Source organism: Sporomusa sphaeroides DSM 2875, assembly GCF_001941975.2.
Lineage (GTDB): Bacteria > Bacillota > Negativicutes > Sporomusales > Sporomusaceae > Sporomusa > Sporomusa sphaeroides.
In genome coordinates this window covers 1793459-1816545 of the sequence record NZ_CP146991.1, presented here as the reverse complement: position 1 = coordinate 1816545, position 23087 = coordinate 1793459, and the positions used below count along the sequence as shown (strand labels likewise).

Genomic DNA, 23087 nt, shown 5'->3' with positions numbered 1-23087 from the left:
CCTCCTAGAAAAGTACAATCACCCTACATCTTATCTCTAAGCTCTCCAAAATCCTCTATAAATTAAATTATAATTTTTGCATAAGCTTTTCTACCAATTCTTCACCAACCTCATAAATATTACCAGCTCCCATAGTCATTATCAAATCTCCGGGCTCGGCAATTTCGGCCAGATACCGGGCAATTTTACTTTTGTCCGGTATATAAGTTACCTGCTGACTGGATTGCCTCTCAACCTCAGCTTTGAGACTTTCACCGCTAACTCCGGGAATAGGTTGTTCACCGGCCGAATAAATGTCGGTAAGAATCAGTAAATCAGCCGAAGTGAAAGCACCGCCGAATTCCTGGCATAAAAATTTGGTACGCGTATACCGGTGCGGCTGGAAGACACAGATTAAACGCTTAGGTTGCGTCTGCCTTGCACCTGACAAAGTGGTAGTAATTTCCGTAGGGTGGTGGGCATAATCATCCACTACCCAAATACCATTAACCCGCCCTTTGGACTGAAACCGGCGTTTAGCGCCCTGGAACAGGCCAAGACCATCCACGATCTGCGAAAAACTGAGCCCGGCTTCCCTGCCTACAGCTACTGCCGCTAAGGCATTGGCCACATTGTGCATGCCAGGCACACAAATCCTTGCCGTACCTAATGATTCTCCCCGGTGATATACATCAAAGATGGTAACCGGACCGTCGGATTTTATATTACGTGCGGTATAATCTGCTTCATGATTCAGTGCATAACTTACATAGCGCCGATCCAACTTAGACGCTATATTTCTTACATAAGCGTTGTCAAAGCATAGTACGGCCAGCCCGTCTGCCGCCTCAAGCTTATGTAAAAACTCCTCGAAAGTGCGTAATATATTGTCCATAGTCTTGTAGTAATCCATATGGTCATTTTCAATATTAGTAACAACTGCAATTTGCGGTGAAAGCTTCAAAAAAGAAGCATCGCTTTCATCGGCTTCCGCCACCAAATACCGGCCCTGACCGAGTTTGGCGCTGCCGCCTATGGATTCTAATTCACCACCAATGATTATCGTCGGGTCCATACCTGACTTTTCCAGCATGAGAGCAATTATGGAAGTCGTTGTGGTCTTGCCATGAGCACCGGCTACAGCTATGCCCTGCCGCCTGGCCATCAGAAACGCCAGTATATCAGCCCGGTGGTATACAGGAATTGCGTTTTCCCTTGCGGCCCGGACCTCCGGATTGGTTTCGGGAATAGCGGTGGAAACAACCACAGCTTGCGCGTCACCGATATTTTCATAATTGTGGCCAGTATACACTACTGCACCCGCCTGCTCAAGTTTGGCTGTAACAGCTGATTTTTGGGCGTCAGACCCAGATACAGCATACCCCATATCCAGCAGTACTTTGGCAATAGCACTCATACCTGAGCCACCGATACCAATAAAGTGAATTCTTTTTATAGTATTTAACATGATATTTCTCCCCTTTCTTGCGCACCCCTCGATACCGCATCCGCAGAAAGAGTTATTCCCAGCCTATCCGGCTGCTGCCTAGGCATATCATAGTGTATGCAGTGCTTACAGCCATTGTTACCTTATACCCCGCGTTTAAGGTTTTTTCAGACTAAGCGCTAAACGGGCAATGGTTTCTGCCGCTTGCGGGCGCCCTAACTCTTTGCTCTTTTTCGCCATATCGGCAAGTGCTTCCGGGTTGTCCAGCAGCCTTTCAATTGTATCTATTAGTATAGCACTTGATAATTCCTTATCGGCAATAACACAGGCTGCTCCCTGTTTTGCGAGAGCTTGTGCATTGAATTCCTGATGATTTTCAGCCGCATACGGATAGGGTACAAGTATTGCCGGAATGCCTCGGGCTGTTAATTCAGCCAATCCCACTGCTCCAGCCCGGAAAATAGCCAAATCAGCCGCCGCTAACGCTAACGGCATATTATACAAATACGGTTTGATGATAATATTACCATCACTGGAAATGTCTATACCAGCTTGCTTATTATTGCCAACTATGCTATTATACTCGTTTTGTCCTGTCACATGCAATATTTGAATACGCTTGTTACCGCTAAAATGTTTGTGAACACCAAGCATAGCGTTATTAATACTGCGGGCCCCGCGACTGCCGCCGACAACCAACAGGGTGAGTCTGGCAGAGCTAAGCCCCAAGGCAGCCTGTCCTTCCTCGCGTGTTGCCGACATGACTTCCGGCCTGATAGGATTACCGGTAAAGATAATTTGTTCAGGCTTGTATTCGGTAAAATATCCCCGGGCCTCCTGGTAGCCGATAGCGATTTTGTCAACAAAGCGTGCCAGAATTTTATTCGTAATGCCTGGTATAACATTCTGTTCCTGAATCATCGACGGTATCTTAAGCAAACTGGCACTGAGCAGCACCGGACCACATACATAGCCGCCGGTGCCGATAACAACATCTGGCTTAAAAGCCTTGACAATCCGGATAGATTTCCAAACACCGCCTGCCGTATTAAACAAAGTCTGCACATTTTTCCAGGAGAGTTTGCGTTCAAGACCGCGCACCTCAATGGTGGTAAAGTCAAAACCTTCTTTAGGAATAATATCGGCTTCCAGACCTTGTTTTGTTCCCACAAATAGTATTTCACAGTGCTCGGCCAACTTGGCTATCTCTCTTGCGATAGTAATGGCGGGGTAGATGTGCCCACCTGTCCCCCCGCCAGAAATAATCATCCGCATAGGTTTGCCCCCTACATTCATTTCCAGCTGACATATCGCGAAACATTAAGCAGAATACCCACTCCGGCCATGGTAAAAATCAGAGCCGAGCCCCCAAAGCTGAGAAAGGGCAGCGGTATTCCGGTTACCGGCATCGAGGCGGTAACTACTGCGATATTCATCAGCGCCTGTAAAACAATCATACTGGTTATGCCGGCAGCCAGCAAACTGCCATAAATATCCGGCGCCGAGATAGCTATTTTAAAGCCACGCCAGGCAAATAAGAAGAACAGGATAAGAACAGTGGCCGTACCAATAAACCCAAGTTCTTCCCCTAAAATGGCAAAGATAAAATCGGTGTGCGGTTCAGGCAGATATAAGAATTTTTCCCGGCTGCGTCCCAGTCCAACGCCAAATAAGCCGCCTGAACCAATAGCATATAAAGACTGAATAATATGATAGCCGCTATTTAGCGGATCTGCCCACGGATCACTAAACGCCAATAGACGCTTTAACCGATATGGTTCGGCAATAATGAGCCCAACAATGCCGAGAACGCCGACTGCCCCTAAAGAACCCAAATGCGCCAGTTTAGCACCGGCGGCAAACAACAGAATAAAGACCGTACCACCGATAACCAGGGCCGTACCTAAATCAGGTTCTTTTAAGATTAAGCCAAATACCACCAAAAGTATAGCTAACTGGGGAGCAACACCTTTCATAAAGCTGCCGATTTTATCTTGCGTCAGAGCTAAACGGTTGGCGGTAAAGAGCACCATGCATAATTTGGCTATTTCTGACGGTTGCAGATAGAGTGAACCAAACCCCAGCCAACGCCTGGCACCATTGACTACTTTACCTAACCCGGGAACGAGGACAAGCACTAGCAATAGCAGCGTAACCAGCATGATTGGCTTAGCTAAATTTCGCCAGGCGTGATAATCAATATTCATGGTAAGCAGCATCGCCAGAATTCCCAGCACGGCCCAGATTATCTGGCGTTTTAGAAAATAGTAGCTGTCATTATAGTTGACATATGCAGAAACAGCACTGGCGCTATATACCATTACTATCCCAAACCCCAATAAACCAATGATGGCAAAAAAGATGACATAATCGGGCGACTTAGGTCTGCCTACCACTCCCGCTCCCCCCTTAACCAAACGCAATTCAACAACTTATGGCTTTAAACTCACTAACCGGTGTACCAAATCTTTGAAGGCTTTCCCCCGCTGTTCATAATTATCAAACATATCATAGCTGGCACAAGCCGGTGACAATAGCACCACTTGCGGCGGTTGGGCCACACTGTGAGCAAGGGTTACCGCCTCATCAAATGAAAATACCTGGTGAACATTTTTTATGTCCTGCCGGGCAGCAGCCTCGGCAAAACGCTGCTGCGCTTCCCCCAACAGGATTACATGAGCAGTTTTTTCTTTAGCCACCTGCATGAACTCGGTCAGGTCTGTGTTTTTATCCCGCCCGCCGGCAATGAGAATAATCTGTTCGTCAAAAGCCTTCAGGGCTTTTATCGAGGATTCAGGATTAGTACCTTTAGAATCATTATAATAAGCTACACCGTCAATTTCAGCTACAAACTCCAGGCGATGCTCAACACCGGCAAAGGTTTTAAGAATCGCCGCCATAGCTTCTGGCCGGACTCCGGCAAAATAGCCGATGGCGCAGGCTGCCAGCGCATTTTCTATATTGTGGCCGCCCTTGATTTTTATATCGCTAACAGCACAAATATCGGTTTTTTTTCCGTTCCAGCTGATTCTGACATTGCCGTCTTCGACAAAAGCACCTGCTGCAAGCGATTGTGTAAGACTGAAATAAACTGCTTTACCGGCTGCCCGCTTAGCCATATCGCGCACAACCGGATCATCATAATTCAGGATTATATAATCAGCAGCTTGCTGCTTGTTAAATATTTGTTCTTTCATTCTCTGATAAATATCCATGGTACGATGCCGGTCCAGATGGTCTGGTGTTATATTTAAAACAGCCGCAATATGTGGTCTAAAATTAACAACACCTTCCAGTTGGAAGCTGGATATCTCTGCTACCAGAATGCCGTCCGGCTTCACTGCCAGTGCTTGCTCAGACAGCGCCGCACCGATATTGCCTCCAACAGCTACTTCCCGTCCGGTGGTTTTAAGCATTTCGCCGACAAGGGTTGTCGTCGTCGTTTTACCATTCGTGCCGGTAATCGCCACAATGGGTGCTTCACTGAGGCGATAGGCCACTTCCACTTCACTCATGACAGTAATCCCCTGCTCCCGGGCGGCAGCAACAAGCGGGATATAGATAGATATACCTGGCGACAATACCAAATACTCTACTCCATGCAAAAGCTCTGCCTGCTGGTTGCCTAATGCCAGCACAATGCCGGCTGATTGCAATGCGGAAAAATCCTTGCCAAGCTGCCCGGCAGGCTTGGCATCACTTAATGTAACCGCTGCACCTAAATTCCGCAAAATACAAGCTACCGAAATCCCACTTACCCCGGCACCTAAAACCAAAACTTTTTTATTAGCAAATTCCGTCTGTTTAACCACTTAGATACCTCCTGCCCGGCTGACCGCCAAGATACTCAAAGCTATCGCGGCAAACAACGTACCTGCCAGCCAGAACACGGTTACTACCTTGGTTTCCGTCCAGCCGGACAATTCAAAGTGATGGTGAATGGGACTCATTTTAAAAACCCGTTTGCCTGTTGACTTAAAGGAAACAACTTGAATAATAACCGACAGGGCCTCGATAACAAATACACCCCCGACGATAACCAGCAGAAATTCCGTTTTGGTCATCACGGCTACCGCAGCCAGTGCTCCCCCTAATGCCAGCGAACCAGTATCCCCCATAAAGACTTTCGCGGGAAAAGCATTATACCGTAAAAAACCAAGACATGCGCCGGCTAAGGCTGCACAAAAAAGGGCTAAATGAGGTTTGCCAAAATAAAGCGAAATTACGGCATAGGCCAATGCAGCTACCGTTGTGGTGCCTGCTGCCAGGCCGTCAAGACCGTCTGTAAGATTGACTGCATTGGTAGTACCGACAAGCACCAGGAAAATTAATAAATAATATAAAGCCCCAAAATCGACATTGGCTCCCCAAACAGGGATCCATAAATCTGTTCCCCGCCCAAAATAAATGCTGGCAATATAGGAAAGAGCCACAGCCATAATAATTTGTCCCAGCAGCTTTTGCCGGGCCTTAAGCCCTAATGAGCGCTTAAGCACAACTTTGATAAAATCATCCAGAAAACCAATCAAGCCATGACCCAAGGTAACAAATAAGGCTAGTAATACTTCCGGATTGTTGCCGGAAAAAATCAGACTGGGGACAACCAGCGCCAACAAAATCAGCACCCCTCCCATAGTGGGGGTACCGGCCTTTGCATAGTGACGCTCCGGCCCTTCTTCTCTAATACTTTGACCAAATTTCATTCGTCGTAGCATGGGAATAACCACCGGTCCGGCAAGTATGGCGATAGCAAATGCCATCACGGCGGCATACAGCAATTCTTGCATGGTAACCTCCTGTATCGGATCACTGCTGCTTACAGCAAGATATCGTTAAACGCTTCCAACATAGTTTCCATCTTCATCCCGCGGGAACCTTTAAGCAAAATATAATCCCCTGGCTGAAGCAGGCCGCGCAAAACCAGAGTAGCTTCCTGGTGTCCGGCAAAAGCCTGTGCAATTTTTACGCCATCCTCACAGGCAGCATCGGCAATATGTTTGGCTAATTCCCCCACTGTCAACACAATGTCAATACCCACTGCCGCCGCCTGCCTGCCGATGCGGCGGTGCGCTTCCTTAGCAGCCTCGCCCAGTTCCAGCATATCCCCCAGTACCGCAATCTTGCGGCCCCGGGTCATGGCCGCCAAAGTATCAAGCGCCGCCGCCATAGATAAAGGGCTGGCATTATATACATCATTGACAACCGTGTATTCTCCGTATCTTTTTACCTCAAGCCGCATCGCACCCGGGACAAAACTGCCAATACCTGCTTGCAGTTCGGCAGGCTTTAAGCCCAGTTCCCAGCCGGTGGCGATAGCAGCAAGCGCATTATACACATTATGAATTCCCACGGTATGCAAAACAACCGGAAAAGAACCGCGCGGACTACAGCAGTCAAATTTTGTTATCAACTCACCATTGTCACTGCTGCTGATATTTTCAGCCCTCACAACAGCTTCCGGCTGTAAGCCGTAAAACACCACTTTTGCCTCAGTTTTCGTCTCCATGGCCCGTACATGGGGATCATCGGCATTGAGCACCACCAAGTCATTGTGAGTAATTGCTTCCACAAGCTCGGCCTTGGCCATAGCGATATTTTCGACAGAACCAAGAATCTCCATATGAGTTTCCCCGACATTAGTGACAACCCCCACGGTGGGTAAGGCAATCTCAGTTAACTGGCAAATCTCGCCGCGCGCCCGCATGCCCATTTCCACAACAGCCGCTTCGTGACTGGCTTCCAGCTTTAGTAAGGTAAGCGGCAAGCCAATTTCATTATTGAAATTGGCTTCGGTTTTAAGTACATTAAATCTACTGGACAACACCGCGGCCAGCATATCTTTTGTCGTTGTCTTGCCATTAGAACCGGTCACAGCAATGACCGGAATAAGAAACCGCTGCCGGTGAAACCGTGCTAACGCTTGCAAGGCTGCCAAAGTATCCACTACTTCGATCACTGCGACATTATCAGGTACCTGAACCGGCCTGCCGGCAATCACCCCGGCCGCCCCTTTAGCCACAGCCTGAGCAATAAAGTCATGGCCGTCAAAACGCCCGCCCACTAACGCAATAAATAAACTGCCAGGCTGAAGATTCCTGGTGTCGGTAGAAATTCCCCTGAATAATTTTCCGCCGCTGGCTGCAGCCAAACGGCCGCCCGTGGCCTTCAGCACCTCTGGCAATGTAAAATCAGCCATTCTTTTTCATCTCCCTGATAATTTCACGGGCTGCCTGCCTGTCATCAAAATCAATCGTTTTGTCTGCCAAAATCTGATATGTTTCATGACCTTTACCGGCGATAAGCACAACATCCTCAGGCTCGGCAAGTGCTATCGCCCGGGCAATTGCCTGGCGGCGGTCAGCAATTTTCTCATACTGTTTGCCGGCCTGATTGCCGGCTAAGGCTTCTTTGATCCCGACTTCTATATCTGCCAATATTTTTTCCGGGTCTTCACTGCGGGGGTTATCTGAGGTAGCGATGACTATATCACCATACTGCACGGCCAGTTTGCCCATAACCGGGCGTTTCGTGCGGTCGCGGTCCCCGCCGCAGCCAAAGACGACCAGGATTTTGCCTGCAGCAAACTGTTTTGCTGTTCTGAGCACATTTTCCAAACCATCAGGCGTATGGGCATAGTCAACAATAACAGTAAACGGCTGCCCGGCCTGCACCAGTTCAAATCGCCCCGGTACGCTGGTAAACTCCTCAAGTGCTTGTTTAATTGTCTCCGGGTTAACACCTTCCGCCAAGGCGGCTCCTACTGCTCCTAATACATTATACACATTAAACATCCCGGTAATACTGAGCTTTAGTTCTCTTTTGCCAAAGGGCCCGTGAATGTCAAAGCTGACGCCTGCCGACTTAACGTCAATATTGGCCGCGGTTAAAACCGCGTTATTCGTAACAGCATAACTTATTACCGGACAAGATGAATATCCGGCCATTGGCACACCAGCGCTATCATCGAAATTGATTACCGCGGCTTTACCTGTTTTGGTGTTTTGCGGCCGGCTTAAGGAGCGAAACAACCCGGCTTTGGCATCAATATAATTCTCAAAAGTTTGGTGAAAATCCATATGATCCTGGGTCATGTTGGTAAAAACACCAACATCAAACTCGCAACCGGCCACCCGGTTTAGCGCCAATGCGTGAGAGGAAACCTCCATGATAGCATAGTCTATGCCGCTATCAACCATTTCCGCCAGTGTGCTTTGCAGTTCAATGACATCAGGAGTGGTATTTTTAACAGGCAGCACTCTGTCTTCAATCAAAGTCTGAATGGTCCCGATTAAGCCGACTTTATAAGCAGCTTGCCGTAAAATACTGCGAATCAAATACGTGGTCGTCGTTTTGCCATTCGTGCCTGTTACCCCAATCATCCGGAGCTTATGTCCCGGATAATCATAAAAACAGGGTACAACCGCCTGCATGGCCGTCCGGGTGCTTGCTACTTTAATAATGGTTATCGCCGCATCTGGCGGCTCTGGCACATCTTTTTCCACTACGACGGCAACTGCACCACGCCGGGCAACTTCGGCAACAAAATCATGCCCGTCAGCATGAACGCCGGTTAAGCAAAAAAACATAGTCCCGGGAACCACTTTACGGGAATCATGCGCCACCGCAGCAATGGTTTGGTCAAGCCGTCCCCGTACCACAGGCTGCGGCAATAATGCCACCAATTGTTCTAATTTCTTGGCCATAAAAATTCCTCCTGCCTATATTACGAAAAAAGTTAGTAAATCAATAACCCCATTATACTATTTTTACCAAAATCAGTTATATATAGTATACAAAATATACAAAAAATCTTTATTGAAATTCTGAGAATGAATAAAATACCGCTACTCAAAATAGACGTCAATACTTGTTCCTGATAACACTTTACTGCCAGGCAAAGGATCTTGCTTGATAACTTTGCCGTCTTTGCCGTCTATTCCAACCGGATTAATGACAAAGCCCAGTTCTGCCAGCATATCAGCTGCCTCCCGCTGTGTCCGTCCGGTTAGATCCGGCACAGTAACCTCACCGGCTACATACCTTGGCGTCATAGTATACAGCAATACCCCGCCGCCGGGCGGCATGCGGCTGCCAGGTTTAGGAATCTGATCGGCTATTCTATCGCCTGCTTCCTCTATCCGTGGAGTCAAGCCGGCTTTTTTCAGTTCCGCCACAGCTTCCGGAACGCTTAAATTAATTAAACTGGGAACCAGTACATGGGCCTCGGTCGTCCCGGATTTTGCCGACGGGGACAACTGGGGGCTAATTTTGAGATATTGCAATACATCTTTCATTACGGCGCCAAATACCGGGGCAGCAATTTGTCCGCCATAGTAAAGACCGACAGGTTCATCAATAATCACCAACAGAGCTACCTGTGGGGCGTCAGCCGGCGCAAACCCGACAAAAGACGCCACATATTTGTCAGGTGAATATCCGCCTGCACCGACCTTTTGCGCCGTACCCGTTTTTCCGGCAATCCTGAACCCCTCAATATATGCATTTTTCCCGGTACCTTGCGATACTACCGACTCCAATATTTCATTAACTTGCTTAGTTACCGAAGTATCAAGCACTTGCCGGACAACGTCCGGCTGAAACCCTCTGATAACCTGCCCTGATTTGTCCTTCACTTCTCTGACAATCTGCGGCCTTAAAAGCTTGCCGTCATTGGCCACCGCTGCTACCGCAGTAACCAGTTGAACAGGAGTAACCGCAATACTCTGCCCGATTGACATGGTTGCAATATTAATCGGCGTTGCTTTAGTACGGTCAATAGTAATACCCTTTGCTTCTCCCGGCAAATCAATATTGGTGTGACGGCCAAAGCCAAAATCGTCAATATACTTGTAAAAGGACTCCCGTCCTAACCGCAATCCTACAGTAACAAAACCGACATTGCAAGAGTTTTGTACCACTTCGGTGAAGCTTTGACTGCCATGCCCCCCATGTTTCCAGCAGTGAATATGGCGTCCCTGCACTTCCACTTCACCAGGATCAAAAAACCTGTCTTCCGGTCTTACAGTATGTTCTGACATAACGGCAGAAGTAGTAATAATTTTGAAAGTTGATCCAGGCTCATAGGAGTTGGAAACGGCAATATTACGCCAAAGTTTAGGGGAATACTCACTGAATTTATTAGGATTATAATCCGGCTTGTTAGCCAAGGCCAAAATACCGCCGTCACGTGGATCAATGGCAATAATCGTGGCCGCTTTGGCCTGAGTCTCTTTCATCACCCGTTCAAGTTCACGCTCAATAATCTGCTGAATAACCAAATCAATGGTAAGGTAAATATCATTCCCTTCAACAGGAGCTACAAACCGGTGTGAGGCGTGCGGTATCTCCCGGCCCCTGGCATCATATTCGATGACAATACTGCCGGAACGTCCCTTTAAATAGCTGTCAAACGTCATTTCCACACCATCTAAACCCTGGCTGTCAATCCCGTTAAACCCCAGAACATGGGCAGCCAAGTTATCATTGGGATAATGGCGTTGACTTTCCTGTGTCAGACCGATGCCCGGAATATTAAGCACTTGTACCTTACGGGCTGTTTCAGCATCAATTTTTCGTTTGATCCAGGTAAAAGCCTGGCGCCTTTTTAGCTTGTTTTTAAGATTAGTTTCATCCAACGCCAAAATAGCAGCCAGACTGGCTGCTGTTTCTTCAGGATTCCGTATTTCGGCTGGTATTGCATATACAGATTCAGTACTGACACTAACCGCAAGTTCGCGGCCATTTCGGTCGTAAATAATGCCTCGTTTGGCTTCAACAGGAATTTCACGTATGCGTTGATCAACAGCGTTTTCCGAAAGCCAGGCGCTCTTATAAAACTGGAGATAGAGTAAGCGACCAATCAACCCCACCATAATTACCGATATGACAAGAAAAAGGAAAGCCACCCTCTTCCTGATGGTAACATGCGAAACAGATGCCACCTATATATCTCCCCCATCGTCTAAATTACCGCCCTTTACTCGCCTCCGCTTTGTGTACTTTGATTGCGCTCAGCATCTGCTCAGCAATACTCTCCGGCTGGACAGGCACTGTTAAGGACTGATCGGCTGAAGGTGTGGCTGCCGCTGCGAAATAGGCATTCTTAGGAATAACCATGCCTAACTCGTTCATCGCAATGGCTTCAATACGCTGCGGTGATTTCAATTTTGCAATATCCAGACGCAAGAGCTCATTTTCTTTTTCCAGCTTTGCTACCTGGCTTTTAACTTTCACTAAATCATAGCCTGCTTGAACAATGGCAGCACTTTGCATAGTGGTAACCACAGCAATTAGTATCGCCATGGAAACTAATATCAGACACTTAACACGCAATTGTTTGTCAGCTTTTTGCACAATCTTCGGCGCAGGTGAAGCGGCTTCTTGTTCATAAACATACAGTTCTTGTTTTTTCTGTACTAACATCTTTATTGCTCCTCCCCACTATTTAGAACAATTTATCATGCTAACTTTTCGGCTAACCGCAGCTTGGCACTCCGGGCCCGAGGGTTATATTCAAGCTCGGTGGACGATGGCAGGATAGGTTTCCCCTTCACCTTAACCTTTGCTTTCGTATTGCAAATACAAATCGGCATTTTGGGCGGACAGACACAGTTTTTAGCCAATTCCTGGAGCGTCTGTTTGGCAATCCGGTCTTCCAGCGAGTGGAAGGTGATGATCCCGATACGTCCTCCCGGCTTCAGTCTGTCGACTGCGGTGATAAAAGTATCCCGCAAAATTCCCAGTTCGTTGTTCACTTCGATTCTAATAGCCTGAAAGGTTCTTTTGGCAGGATGCGGGCCGCCCTGGCGTGCTCCGGCAGGAATAGCCTTCTTGATAACCTCCACCAGCTGCCCGGTTGTTTCAATACTGCTTTTGGCTCTATTTTCAACAATAAATTGAGCAATTCGCTTCGCCCAGCGTTCTTCCCCATAATCGGCAATAATAGCTGCCAGATTCTGTTCACTGTAGTTATTGACAACCTCATAAGCGGAAAAATCGGCATTAGGATTCATCCGCATATCAAGCGGCGCATCCTGCATGTAGGAAAAGCCCCGTTCAGCAACATCCAGTTGATGTGATGAGACTCCCAAATCAAACAAAATGCCATCCACCAAACCGGTCTCTAAATGCTCTAACACCGAACCTAAGTTGCGGAAATTATCCTGAACAATACTTATCCGGCAGGCAGCCCCTGATAAACGCTGCTTGCCGGCTTCCACGGCTGACGGGTCCTGGTCGATGCCGATTAACCAGCCGTTTGGTGCTAACTGTGCAGCCAAACAGGCCGAATGCCCCCCGCCCCCAAGTGTACAGTCTACATAAATTCCCCGGGGATTAGAAAAAATACCGTCAACACTTTCTTTTAATAATACGCTGGTATGTTCAAAGTCTCGCACTCTTTACCCACTCGTTTCGGTTATAGTTATAATTAAATGCCTAAATCAGCTAAATTCTCCGCAATAGCAGTAACCGTAGGATTAATCTGCCGGTTATATTCATCCCAGGCCGCTTTATCCCAAATCTCAATCCGGGTCGATACGCCAATGACAACCACATCCTTGTCCAATTGAGCATGCTCCCGTAAATTGGCCGGCAATAGCACTCTGCCCTGCTTATCGCATTCCAGTTCAGCCGCTCCGGAAAAGAAAAATCTCACAAAAGCTCTGGCCTCCGGCTTAGCCAATGGCAGCTTTTTTAATTTTTCTTCTAGGATAGCCCACTCATCCCGGGTATATACAAACAAGCAATTATCTAATCCTTTAGTGGCAATACAGGTTTCTCCCAACTCCTCACGGAATCTTGCGGGAAAAATCAGCCGTCCTTTATTGTCAATGGTATGCAGGTATTCACCCATAAACACGGCTGTCATCACCACCATAAGAAAAATTTAACCACTTTACACCACTTTACACCACTTTTTTAGACTATTCTGGGCAAAAAAAAAAAATCCTGCTTATAATCTGCAAGATTCTAAAAAAATCCATTAAATGGAGACCTAAGTCCCATGTTTTTAATACTAGTACCTTGTTAGTTCCGTATCAACCCAAACCGTTCCAATACCGGCGCGGCATTAAGCCTGACAAAAAAGCTGCGGAAAGTCTGCTGTCCTCTAAAGATAGGTATGCGCTCCAACGCATACGGATTGCTTTCAGCGCCTGCCTGACCAAAACGGATAGTAAAAGCCGCCTTATAGCCTGCTTGTTTCACCATTTCCTCCACCTGCGAATTATATGCGCCGGTAGGATAGGCAAAATATCTGACCTTGCTGCCTAATTGCCGCTCAATTTCCTGGCGCGAACTTAGCAGTTCTTCCAGAGCCTGCTCACGGGAAAGCGCAGTAAGCGCCTTATGTGATACGGTATGGGAGCCAAAAACAAAGCCGTCGCGCTGCATCTCCCGCACTTGCTCCCAGGTCAGATAGCGTTCATCATGTCCCACCAAATTGGTAATCAGAAAGATTGTTGCCGTAAAACCGTATTTTTTCATAATCGGATATGCGTTGGTATAGTTATCCAGATAACCATCATCAAAGGTAATTAGAACCGGCTTTTCCGGCAATGCCTTGCCATGGTTGAGATAAGCCATCAATTCGTCCGGCGTAATGGTGGTAAAACCGTTACGGGACAGATAGTCCATTTGCTCCTCAAAATCCTGGGGCGAAATAGACAGCGCATGGTGCAGCGTATCAATTTTATGATAATTCAAGATGGGAACATCATCAAGCGCCGCACCTATGTCGCGATTACGATTGTGTCCGGCTACCACAGCCGTGGTACTAATTGTGGATGATGCCAACAGTAATAAAAAAATAAGTCCCATAATAATAAAACATCCCTGACGCCGGCTAAAACGAACCACCGTATTTCCTCCCTCTGCTAAACCACTTCACCATTTTTCCGTCTCTTTTTATTACGCCAAGCCAGCAAGGTTCCGCTCCATATTAGGATAATGGCACTGACTAGCTGGGCCAAACGCCACTCTCCCAGCATTTCACTGTCAAGCCGGAACTCCTCAATAACCAAGCGGCCCAGCGAGTATAAAATCAAATACAGCAAAAACAGGCTGCCAGATGCCAGTGTGCTCGGTTTTCTAATTGTTAGCCGGCTTACTGTAATAAGTAAGATAAATATAGCTAAGCCCCAACCGGATTCATATAAAAAAGTAGGATGAAAGAAATCGAACTGCTCATACCCTGATGGACGGTATATGTAATCAATATAGATACCCCAGGCTGCGTCTGTCGGATAACCGAAGGCATCCTGGTTGATAAAATTCCCCCATTGGCCAATAGCCTGGGCAAAAGCGAGCCCTGGTACAACGATATCGGCCCAGCGCCAAAAAGAAATTCTATTGATTAGCGAATATAGCCAAATCGTTAAAGCAATACCAATTAACGCACCGTGGATGGCTAAGCCGCCATGCCATAGCTGCAAAATTTCCCGGGGATTGCCGGCGTATAACTGCCAGTTTACAACAACATAATACAATCTGGCGGAAAATATTCCTATAGGTATGCTATACAGGGTTAAGTCCAGTAAAGTATCCACATTTTCACGGCGTAAGCGAACCTGATACCAGCTTATGGCACATGCTGCCAGAATGGCGGTGGCTAAAATAAGCCCAAACCAGCTAAAATGAATGGTGCCTATTGAAAAAGCGATTTTTCCCATGGAAGCTCCTAATGCTGATTAAATTTCGTGGAAAAGCGTAAAAAACACATAAAAAAATATCGATAATACGATACTAATACAGTAATGCGGCCAAGCACCGGCAGTGGCAATACCATGCCCTTATCAGTTGTCATGCACCATACACGCTGCTACTAAATTCATAATAAAGTCATGACAAGCATTAGTCAAGTGTGATATAATTAATTATGTTACCAACATATTCCATTTAACTGTAATTTAAGGAGGCTGTTACAATGACTATCACTAAAGACATGAGCATCGTTGATGTTGTTCAACAATATCCGCAGACTGTTCAGGTATTCCGCAACTATGGCATGGGTTGTCTGGGTTGCGCTGCTGCCCGCTTCGAGAATATCGAACAGGGCGCTGCTGCCCACGGCATTGACGTAACTGCACTGATTGACGATTTAAACAAAGCTGTAAATGCATAATTATAAAAACAGGGCAATATGGCCCTGTTTTTATTTCTCCTTTTTATCCTGCCGGCAGCTGACAACAGCAAGACCAACGGCCGCTTCATAATCCAGCGCCAGTTCAGTATTACCAATCCTGAGAACATAGACCGGTGATGTCTGTACCATCTCAATCTCTACCCCGGGCAACAAACCAAACACGGTAAGTTTGCGCAAAGTCCTGACATCTTGCCCGGTTATTGCCACAATCCTGGCTTTTTCACCGGCTTTGAGTGCTGTTACAGACTGTTCTGTCATAGCATCCCTCACCTTTAGTTTCAACATGTTATTATTCTGTATATTCCGCTTTGCCAACACACCTCCCGCCTGCAAAGCCTTAACGCATTATATATATCCCTGCCATGTTTGCACAAACTCTTTACTATATCGGAATAGGCAACAGGTTAAGAATATGATGCACCACCGCAGCCGAACCAAAGGCAATTATAATGATCAGCAACACCATAGCTATAGCCCCGAATAGGCCGCGTTCCTTAACCATAACGGCAAATTGAGCGACACAGGGGACAAATAGGGTTATCGCTATGGCGGCAATTACCAATTGAGAATCAGTCAGTTTGCCCTGAGCCGCCAGGTCATACAACCCGGCGGCACCATAGTCACGACGAAAAAATCCCAATAAGAATGCCTGAGCTGTTGCCGGCGGCAGGCCGACAAATACCATCACAGGCTCAACCCAGGTAATTACTGTATGTAAAACCCCGCTGTGATGACCAGCCCACAGCACCATGCTTGTTACAATAAATACCGGCAATATCTCCATTAAATACCATACCATTCTGCTATAGGCCTTTTTTATAACATTACTGACCAGCGGCAGCCTCAGCGGTGGCAGCTCCATATAAAAAGCACTGCGACTTCCCGGCACAATTTTGGCACTCAACCAGCCGACAGCAATAAAAACAATCAGCATATATACACTCCAGATCGTAACGGCAGCAGTATTATGCGATAACAGTGCCAGTACTACCCCTAGTTGAGCCGAACAGGGTATGGCCAGCGACAGCAGGAAGGTAGCCAGCAGCCGTTCGCGTTTACTTTCAAGAGTACGGGTAACCATTACCGCCATCGTGCCACAGCCTAATCCCAAAGTCAGCGGGATGACAGCCCTGCCATTTAAGCCAAAATACCGGAAGACGGCATCCACCAGCATGGCCAGTCTTGGCAAATAGCCGGTATCTTCCAATACCGCAAACATCAAAAAAAATGTCCCGACAATTGGTAAAATAATTGCTAATGCATAGCGAAATCCCATGGTAAAAATGCCGTATTCCCCTACCAGCAGCCCTTGTGCCCACTCCCACGGAATACTGCTGCCAACAAGCTGCTCGGCTATCGGATTAATCAGCGGTATAAATACGCTATTGTTAAGATAATCGACAAGATAACCGGCACCAAACTTCCCAACAAATTGATATAAGCCAAAGTAAAGTACCAGGCAAAGGATAGGAATCCCGCTTACCGGTTGTCTGGTTATTTTGCCCAGCCAGCCTGCCAGCCTTTCTGTCGGCCGGCGTTCAAAACTCGCCTGCTTAACCACCTTACTGATAATCTTATCGGTAACCTCCTGCCGCAATGCCGCCGCGCTAGCCTCAAGGCTGCCTTTTTTTTGTCCTGACAGCTGCTTGATGGTATCGGCGATTTCCGGCCAGGCTGCCTCCGACCGGGCAATATCTGACATCATAGTATCACCCTGCAGTAACAAGAGCGCAGTTATCCGCTTACTAAAACCATATTGCCGGGTTAATCTGCTGCTAATACTGGCAATTGCCTGTTCAAACTCTTCGTTCAGGCTAAAAACCTTCGGCTTAGTCCGCTGATAATTGCCAACTCCTTGTTTCAGTGTTTCCAGCCCTGTCCTTTCCACAGCCGATGTAGTGATAACCGGGATTCCGAGTATTTTTTCCAATAGCAGCCTGTCAATTAACATCCCCAAATCCCGGGCTTCATCCATAATATTCAAGTTAAGGATTACAGGCAAGCCGGCATCAATAAGCTGAAGGGTCAGCGGCAGCATCCGCCGGATGTTTTTTGCATCAATAACATGAATCACAATATCTGGCACCAAATTGCCCAACAACAGTCTGGTAACCTTCTCCTCATCAGTCAGCGGAATTAGCGAATACATCCCCGGCGTATCAATGACTTCAAAGCGCCGTCTGCCGTAGTTAAAATGACCTGTTGAAATATCAACCGTAGTACCCGGATAATTAGATACGGCAACATAATTTCCCGTCAAATAGTTGAATATTGCACTTTTACCAACATTAGGCGAACCTACCAGTACAACTTTTGCCGGTGTATTTCGCATGCCATATCCCCCGCTTATCAAAAGTACCATGTTAAATACTACTGCTAATTTCCTATGCCGGTACAGGCGTGGATATGCGTTCAGGACAAATAAAATTCCCGGCCCACAAGGGCCGGGATAAATGGAGAGCAGGTTAATCATCGGATAAAAAATTATATTATTTTTTCCAGTTTGGCAACAATATTGGGTTTAGGCATATAACCTGTTATTTTTTCCAATTGATCGCCGTCTTTAAAAACAATCATGGTCGGCAAACTCATGACACCATATTTTTGCGCCAGTGAACGGTTTTCATCAACATTAACTTTAGCAACCTTAATTTGATCTTGCATTTCTTCTGCCAGTTCATCCAGGAGCGGTGCTAATCTGGTGCAGTAGCCGCACCACGGTGCCCAAAAATCTACAAGTACCGGCTTAGCAGTGTCAAGAACTTCCTCTTGGAAATTATTTTCATTCGCATTGACTACATTTGCCATTAGACAGTCCCCCTTTTTATTATTATAAAACGGGTATGTATCCTACTTGTGGTTGCAAAGTTCAACCAGTACACAATTCTGATCAACCACATTAAGACCAATATTTGCGGCTGCCGTCACTACGCTGGCAGCATTGGCACCTGGCTGCAGCCAAACATTTTTTATACCCAGCTCAGCACAATGGTTCATAATTTGTTCGCCAATTTTAGGTGGCACAACAACATTTACCACCTCAGGCACAACCGGCAGGTCCTTAAGCGCCGGATAACAGGTATCACCAAGTATCTCACTTACACCGGGGTTTACCGGGTACACCTGATATCCCGCTTCTTTTAATGCTTTAAAAATCTTATAACCAAACTTATCCTTGTTGTTAGTAGCTCCTACAACAGCCCATGTTTTCATTTGGAGCATTGCATCAACATGGCTCATAGAGTATCCCCCTTACCGTTATTTTACGGCAATAACCCTTAAATCATTCCTCAGTAACAGTTACTTTATTCATTGTGTCACCTTGGGCAATTTGGTCAACGGTTTCCATGCCTTCAATAACCTTGCCAAATACTGTATGAACACCATCCAAGTGAGGCTGGGGCTCGTACACAATAAAGAACTGACTGCCACCGGTATTGGGGCCGCGATGTGCCATTGACAATGAGCCGCGCTCATGTTTGTTAGGATTGCCTTTAGTTTCACAGGGAATGGTATAGCCAGGACCGCCGGTACCATTGCCGCTGGGGCAACCGCCCTGGGCAACGAAACCTTTAATTACCCGGTGAAAGGTTAATCCATCATAAAATCCTTCTTTGATTAACTTCTCGAAATTGGCTACTGTCTGGGGCGCATCTTTCTCAAATAACTCGATAATTACATTGCCTTTATCCATCTCAATAATTGCTTTTTTCAAAGTTTATCCCTCTTTTACATAGAATTATCTCAATTATATCACAGCTAGGTATACTTTGGCAAAATTGGAAACAGGTTTACAGAAAAAATAAAATACCCTTTCACAAAACGTATGCCGAAGCAGTTAGAACATTTTTCGAAGTATCTCAATAGCAACGCCAGCCATAACCTTGTAACCGGCCTCACTGGGATGTACGCCGTCACAGTGCAGCCCTGACTTTATTTCAGTATTGCTTTCGTCAATCATAGCTGAATAAAAGTCAATATAGACAGTACTATTATTGACAGCATATTGTTGAATAACTTCCCGGTATTCACCCAGCAAAGTTTCGGCATACCAGTCATTACACGGTATCGGCAGACCAATAATTGGAGTAATACCGTTTTCCACTGCCAGCTTTACCATAACTCGAATGTTATCAATGACCTGGCTAACCTCAACACCCTCGTAAGCATCATTAGTCCCGCCCATAATGATAACATGCGAAGGCTTATGCCCAAGTGCATCACGGTCAAAGCGGCTCAGCATACCGGTTGTTGTATCCCCGTTGATACCACTATTGACATGCTCAATAGCAAATTCTTTAGAAGCTAAGAAAAACCACGATTGCTCTGGCAAATAGGGAAAGCCGTATGTAATTGAATCGCCTATGGCGACTATTTTTATTGTATTAACAGTACTCACCTCCCTTTTCGAATTTTGTAAGACCAGCAACAACATACTGTCCATTTCTTAAAGGTAGCTTGTCCAGGAATGGCGAGAGTATAGGTTTAGGCATAAAAAAATTCTCCTTCTCACGAAGGAGTACCACTTGTTAAATAATTATGTCGGCCCACGGTACCGTGCTCTCGTATGTTCATACCCGCTTCTCAGCAGGTGGGCGTTTTCTAGTTATGTTTTTGCCTTCCACTCTTAGGAGGCTTGGCAGCTGCGTAACATCTAACTCCCCAAGTAAATGAGTCGGTTGAACATATAAGAGGTTAACGAATACCCCAGGCATTAGCGTCTTCTGTTATTATGTATCTTATCATGCCGGCTGCATTTGCTCAAGGCGGAAAATCAGGCAAAAAAGTAGGGTTTTAGCTTAATTAGCCGGCTTCATCAGGCTAATGCCATTTCACCCTTGAGCGCGCGCAGTTATTAATTATTTGACTTTTTAGTAATTCAAATCCTCTGGCTCTAGACTTGACAGACTACTAGCCTTATTTTTTAAAATGGCTGACACAATTTAATAAAGTGATTGTCGGCCGGCCATCATAATATTCAATAATATTTACAGCAGTATTATCTTGTCTGATACTCCATACATGATTTAGGTGTATATCGAGGACCGCACATAAAATTGTGCCAATAGTACCGCCATGGGCCACTACGGCTACTGTTTGGTCCGGATGGTCGGCTACAATTTTTTCAATAGCGGTATATGCCCGCGCTTTGAGCTGATGAAAAGTTTCACCGCCAGGTATTTGCAGTTCATCAGGTGTTGTCCACAATTTACCTAATAGTCCCGGCCAACGCACCGAGATTTCTTCATAAGTGAGGCCTTCCCAGTCGCCAAACTTTATTTCCCGCAGTTCCGGCACAGTATGTACTGTCAGATTATGTTTAGCCGCAATATATCCAGCTGTCTTATAGGCACGAGACAAGTCACTGGCATAAACCGCCGCAACGGCTTCTTCAGCTAAGCGCTCTGCTACCGCTTGAGCTTGTTTAAGTCCGGTATCGGTTAAGGCAATATCGCTATGTCCCTGATACTTTCGTTCCAAATTCCACAGCGTCTGACCGTGGCGTACTATAATTAATTTCGTCATGGGTTCACCTCAATACCTGCTCTAAGTGTTCGAGCAGCATTTTGTTTTGCTCGGCCAATTTGACAGCCACCCGCATATAATACGGAGATAATCCCGGATAATTACTGCAATCACGAATTAAGATACCGCTTGCCGCCAACCGCTGCCGCAGGCAGGCTGCCGAATGGCCGCTTAAGCTGGTATCTATTAATATGTAGTTGACAGATGGCATAAACGGTTTTAAACCAGGCAAAGCTTTCAGACCTTCATACAATACATCTTTTTCCCAGTTTATTATTCCCCGGCTTTTTTGCTGATACTCCTGATCCGCCAAAGCGGCTACACCGGCTGCCTGTGCTAACGAATTGACATTCCAGGGGTCTTTGGCAGCATGGAGTCTGGCAGTGAGCCTGGGATGAGCAAGGGCAAATCCCAATCTAAGGCCGGGAATAGCATAAAATTTAGTAAGTGAATGGAGTATTACCAGGTTATCATATTGCTTAAGCAGCGGCCGACAAGTATATTTGCCGCCATCTATGATAAAGTCCATAAAGGATTCATCCATAACCACCATGACCTTAGCTTGTCTGGCAGCAAACAGTAACTGTTCAAGCTGGCTTACCGGCAAAAGTGTGCCGGTAGGATTGCTGGGATTGCCGATAAACACCATTTCAACCCGGCTCAGGTAATCACACAGTGATTTTACATCAAGCGCAAAATTATGTTCCGGCGACGCATACACGTATTCGACATCGGCCCCGGCCGCCCTGGCCGCCCGTTCATATTCACAGAAGGCCGGTACCGGAATAAGCACCCGTTTGGGGCGTAAGCTGTGGGCAAGCACATACAGCAGTTCAACAGCCCCGTTACCGGCAGTTATGTACGTTGCGTCGACTTGATAATAGCTACTTATTGCTGTTTTGAGCAAGGCTGCTTCGACATCAGGATAGTGAATTACCTGACCAACAGACTGAACTATAGCCGTTTGAACACTCGCAGGCAAACCAAGCGGATTTATATTGGCGCTATAATCCAGCACACCGTTTAAGGTTCCCCCACGCTCCCGTGCCCAGGCATACACATTGCCGCCATGAACATGATTATCCGCGTTCACTGCCATCATCTCCTGTTATGATAAGTCCGCCGGCGATCAAGCGGACAGTTTTCAGATAAGCAACTTCCGGACAGGCGCGGCCCAGTTCCTTAATACAGGCATCGTGACCGGCCATAGCTCTTTCGCAGAACATAACCCCCAGCACTGTGCCGCTATGGGCAACGCAAACACCCACAGCACCGAAATCCCGGCTAATATGCAGCACTTGTTCAAGACAAGGTTTATATAATATCTTTTGATTGGCAACGGCACTCATCGTAGCTCCCTGTCCGATAAGCCGGGCATCTCCGGTTATGAGACCTTGTGCTACTAAATGAACTGCCGCTCTAATCGGCTCCTCATTGGCTTGATTTAAGCCGGCTAAATCCTCACGCTTATTAAAGGACAGCGTATCAACCTCACCACCTGCGTCAAAAACAGCAATTTTCATTGGCGGAGGATTCCCCAGGTGGCGGCGAATCTTGCCCTGCACATGATCAAACATAATAATTCCCGGATAAAAAATGCCGTCAGTCGGTTCAATGGCCAGAGCAATATCAGCAATTTCGTCATAAGACAGCCGTTCACCGGTGGCCGCCAGGGCTACAGCCTGACAAGCGGCGCTGATATCGGCACTGCTGGATGCCATTCCTTTACCTACCGGCAAATCCGATTCTACTTGTATGCCAAAATCGCCGGAAACAGTAAGATATTCAAGTGTTTTGTCAACAGCTGCCGCTGTTTTAGGCTCAACACCTGTCAATTTGCCGGCAGGAATAATTGAGACTTCAGAATACCAGTCCACCGGACAAGTAATCAAAAAATTGATCCCGTTTACCGTTCCCTGAACCAATTCGCCGCATGAGCCAGGTGCTTTAACTTTAATGGTCATAGAAAAGTCTGCCTTTCAGTGATTGAAT

General features: G+C 46.6%; 23 protein-coding genes and 1 other RNA gene. 1 reads left to right on the top strand and 23 read right to left on the bottom strand.

All coding sequences use genetic code 11. From position 1 onward, the window contains the following. Positions 1-67: 67 nt before the first annotated feature. The 13 genes from murC to lgt form a co-directional block, all read right to left on the bottom strand. Positions 68-1447: a UDP-N-acetylmuramate--L-alanine ligase gene (murC, locus tag SPSPH_RS08140; protein WP_075754904.1), complete on the bottom strand. Its 1380-nt coding sequence runs from the start codon at positions 1445-1447 to the stop codon at positions 68-70. Between the two features lie 135 nt (positions 1448-1582). Next, the gene (gene murG / locus SPSPH_RS08135; RefSeq protein ID WP_075754902.1) at positions 1583-2701 is read right to left on the bottom strand and encodes an undecaprenyldiphospho-muramoylpentapeptide beta-N-acetylglucosaminyltransferase; all 1119 of its coding nucleotides are present in this window, start codon (positions 2699-2701) and stop codon (positions 1583-1585) included. A 17-nt stretch (positions 2702-2718) separates the two neighbouring features. After that, positions 2719-3822: a stage V sporulation protein E gene (spoVE, locus tag SPSPH_RS08130; RefSeq protein WP_075754900.1), complete on the bottom strand. Its 1104-nt coding sequence runs from the start codon at positions 3820-3822 to the stop codon at positions 2719-2721. Between the two features lie 36 nt (positions 3823-3858). Further along, on the bottom strand, positions 3859-5238 hold the full coding sequence (murD, locus tag SPSPH_RS08125) for a UDP-N-acetylmuramoyl-L-alanine--D-glutamate ligase (RefSeq protein WP_075754898.1): 1380 nt from the start codon (positions 5236-5238) through the stop codon (positions 3859-3861). Further along, positions 5239-6213 (bottom strand): phospho-N-acetylmuramoyl-pentapeptide-transferase, encoded by a 975-nt coding sequence (mraY, locus tag SPSPH_RS08120; RefSeq protein ID WP_075754896.1) that lies wholly within the window; start codon positions 6211-6213, stop codon positions 5239-5241. A 29-nt stretch (positions 6214-6242) separates the two neighbouring features. Then, positions 6243-7622, bottom strand: coding sequence for a UDP-N-acetylmuramoyl-tripeptide--D-alanyl-D-alanine ligase (locus SPSPH_RS08115; protein ID WP_075754894.1), 1380 nt, complete (start codon positions 7620-7622; stop codon positions 6243-6245). Continuing rightward, positions 7615-9129, bottom strand: coding sequence for a UDP-N-acetylmuramoyl-L-alanyl-D-glutamate--2,6-diaminopimelate ligase (locus SPSPH_RS08110; RefSeq protein WP_075754892.1), 1515 nt, complete (start codon positions 9127-9129; stop codon positions 7615-7617). The genes SPSPH_RS08115 and SPSPH_RS08110 overlap by 8 nt, the downstream gene beginning before the upstream one ends. Before the next feature lie 141 nt (positions 9130-9270). Beyond that, positions 9271-11367, bottom strand: a complete 2097-nt coding sequence (locus SPSPH_RS08105; protein WP_075754890.1) for a stage V sporulation protein D — start codon at positions 11365-11367, stop codon at positions 9271-9273. 25 nt (positions 11368-11392) lie between these two features. Next, positions 11393-11848 carry a cell division protein FtsL gene (gene ftsL, locus SPSPH_RS08100; protein WP_075754888.1) on the bottom strand — a complete coding sequence of 152 codons (456 nt, stop codon included), beginning with the start codon at positions 11846-11848 and terminating at the stop codon, positions 11393-11395. Between the two features lie 35 nt (positions 11849-11883). Beyond that, entirely contained in the window at positions 11884-12822 is a 939-nt protein-coding gene (gene rsmH, locus SPSPH_RS08095; protein WP_075754886.1) for a 16S rRNA (cytosine(1402)-N(4))-methyltransferase RsmH, read from the bottom strand. Positions 12823-12854: 32 nt separating this feature from the next. Continuing rightward, positions 12855-13286, bottom strand: coding sequence for a division/cell wall cluster transcriptional repressor MraZ (gene mraZ, locus SPSPH_RS08090; protein WP_083945532.1), 432 nt, complete (start codon positions 13284-13286; stop codon positions 12855-12857). Between the two features lie 167 nt (positions 13287-13453). After that, positions 13454-14284: a polysaccharide deacetylase family protein gene (locus tag SPSPH_RS08085; RefSeq protein WP_075754884.1), complete on the bottom strand. Its 831-nt coding sequence runs from the start codon at positions 14282-14284 to the stop codon at positions 13454-13456. A 17-nt stretch (positions 14285-14301) separates the two neighbouring features. Further along, complete coding sequence (lgt, locus tag SPSPH_RS08080) at positions 14302-15096, bottom strand: prolipoprotein diacylglyceryl transferase (RefSeq protein ID WP_075754882.1); 795 nt, start codon at positions 15094-15096, stop codon at positions 14302-14304. A gap of 254 nt (positions 15097-15350) precedes the next feature. Here lgt and SPSPH_RS08075 point away from each other — a divergent pair, with 254 nt between their 5' ends. Next, positions 15351-15548: a DUF1858 domain-containing protein gene (locus SPSPH_RS08075; protein WP_075754880.1), complete on the top strand. Its 198-nt coding sequence runs from the start codon at positions 15351-15353 to the stop codon at positions 15546-15548. Between the two features lie 30 nt (positions 15549-15578). On the opposite strand, the gene SPSPH_RS08070 is transcribed toward SPSPH_RS08075, so the two are convergent. The 10 genes from SPSPH_RS08070 to SPSPH_RS08025 all read right to left on the bottom strand — a co-directional run bounded on the left by SPSPH_RS08070 (position 15579) and on the right by SPSPH_RS08025 (position 23059). Next, complete coding sequence (locus SPSPH_RS08070; RefSeq protein ID WP_075754878.1) at positions 15579-15827, bottom strand: FeoA family protein; 249 nt, start codon at positions 15825-15827, stop codon at positions 15579-15581. Between the two features lie 124 nt (positions 15828-15951). Then, on the bottom strand, positions 15952-17901 hold the full coding sequence (gene feoB / locus SPSPH_RS08065) for a ferrous iron transport protein B (RefSeq protein ID WP_075754876.1): 1950 nt from the start codon (positions 17899-17901) through the stop codon (positions 15952-15954). A 152-nt stretch (positions 17902-18053) separates the two neighbouring features. Then, positions 18054-18377: a thioredoxin gene (gene trxA / locus SPSPH_RS08060; RefSeq protein ID WP_075754873.1), complete on the bottom strand. Its 324-nt coding sequence runs from the start codon at positions 18375-18377 to the stop codon at positions 18054-18056. 42 nt (positions 18378-18419) lie between these two features. After that, entirely contained in the window at positions 18420-18809 is a 390-nt protein-coding gene (locus SPSPH_RS08055) for a CoA-binding protein (protein ID WP_075754871.1), read from the bottom strand. Positions 18810-18852: 43 nt separating this feature from the next. Continuing rightward, entirely contained in the window at positions 18853-19284 is a 432-nt protein-coding gene (locus SPSPH_RS08050; RefSeq protein ID WP_075754869.1) for a peptidylprolyl isomerase, read from the bottom strand. Positions 19285-19407: 123 nt separating this feature from the next. Then, positions 19408-19968 carry an SGNH/GDSL hydrolase family protein gene (locus tag SPSPH_RS08045; protein ID WP_109298131.1) on the bottom strand — a complete coding sequence of 187 codons (561 nt, stop codon included), beginning with the start codon at positions 19966-19968 and terminating at the stop codon, positions 19408-19410. 141 nt (positions 19969-20109) lie between these two features. Continuing rightward, a non-coding RNA gene (gene ssrS / locus SPSPH_RS08040) (6S RNA) lies at positions 20110-20286 on the bottom strand. Between the two features lie 200 nt (positions 20287-20486). After that, positions 20487-21095, bottom strand: a complete 609-nt coding sequence (cobC, locus tag SPSPH_RS08035) for an alpha-ribazole phosphatase (RefSeq protein ID WP_075754865.1) — start codon at positions 21093-21095, stop codon at positions 20487-20489. A 4-nt stretch (positions 21096-21099) separates the two neighbouring features. Continuing rightward, entirely contained in the window at positions 21100-22188 is a 1089-nt protein-coding gene (gene cobD, locus SPSPH_RS08030) for a threonine-phosphate decarboxylase CobD (protein WP_233138745.1), read from the bottom strand. Then, entirely contained in the window at positions 22175-23059 is an 885-nt protein-coding gene (locus tag SPSPH_RS08025; protein WP_075754861.1) for a GHMP kinase, read from the bottom strand. Before SPSPH_RS08025 ends, cobD begins: the two co-directional genes overlap by 14 nt. Positions 23060-23087: the final 28 nt, after the last annotated feature.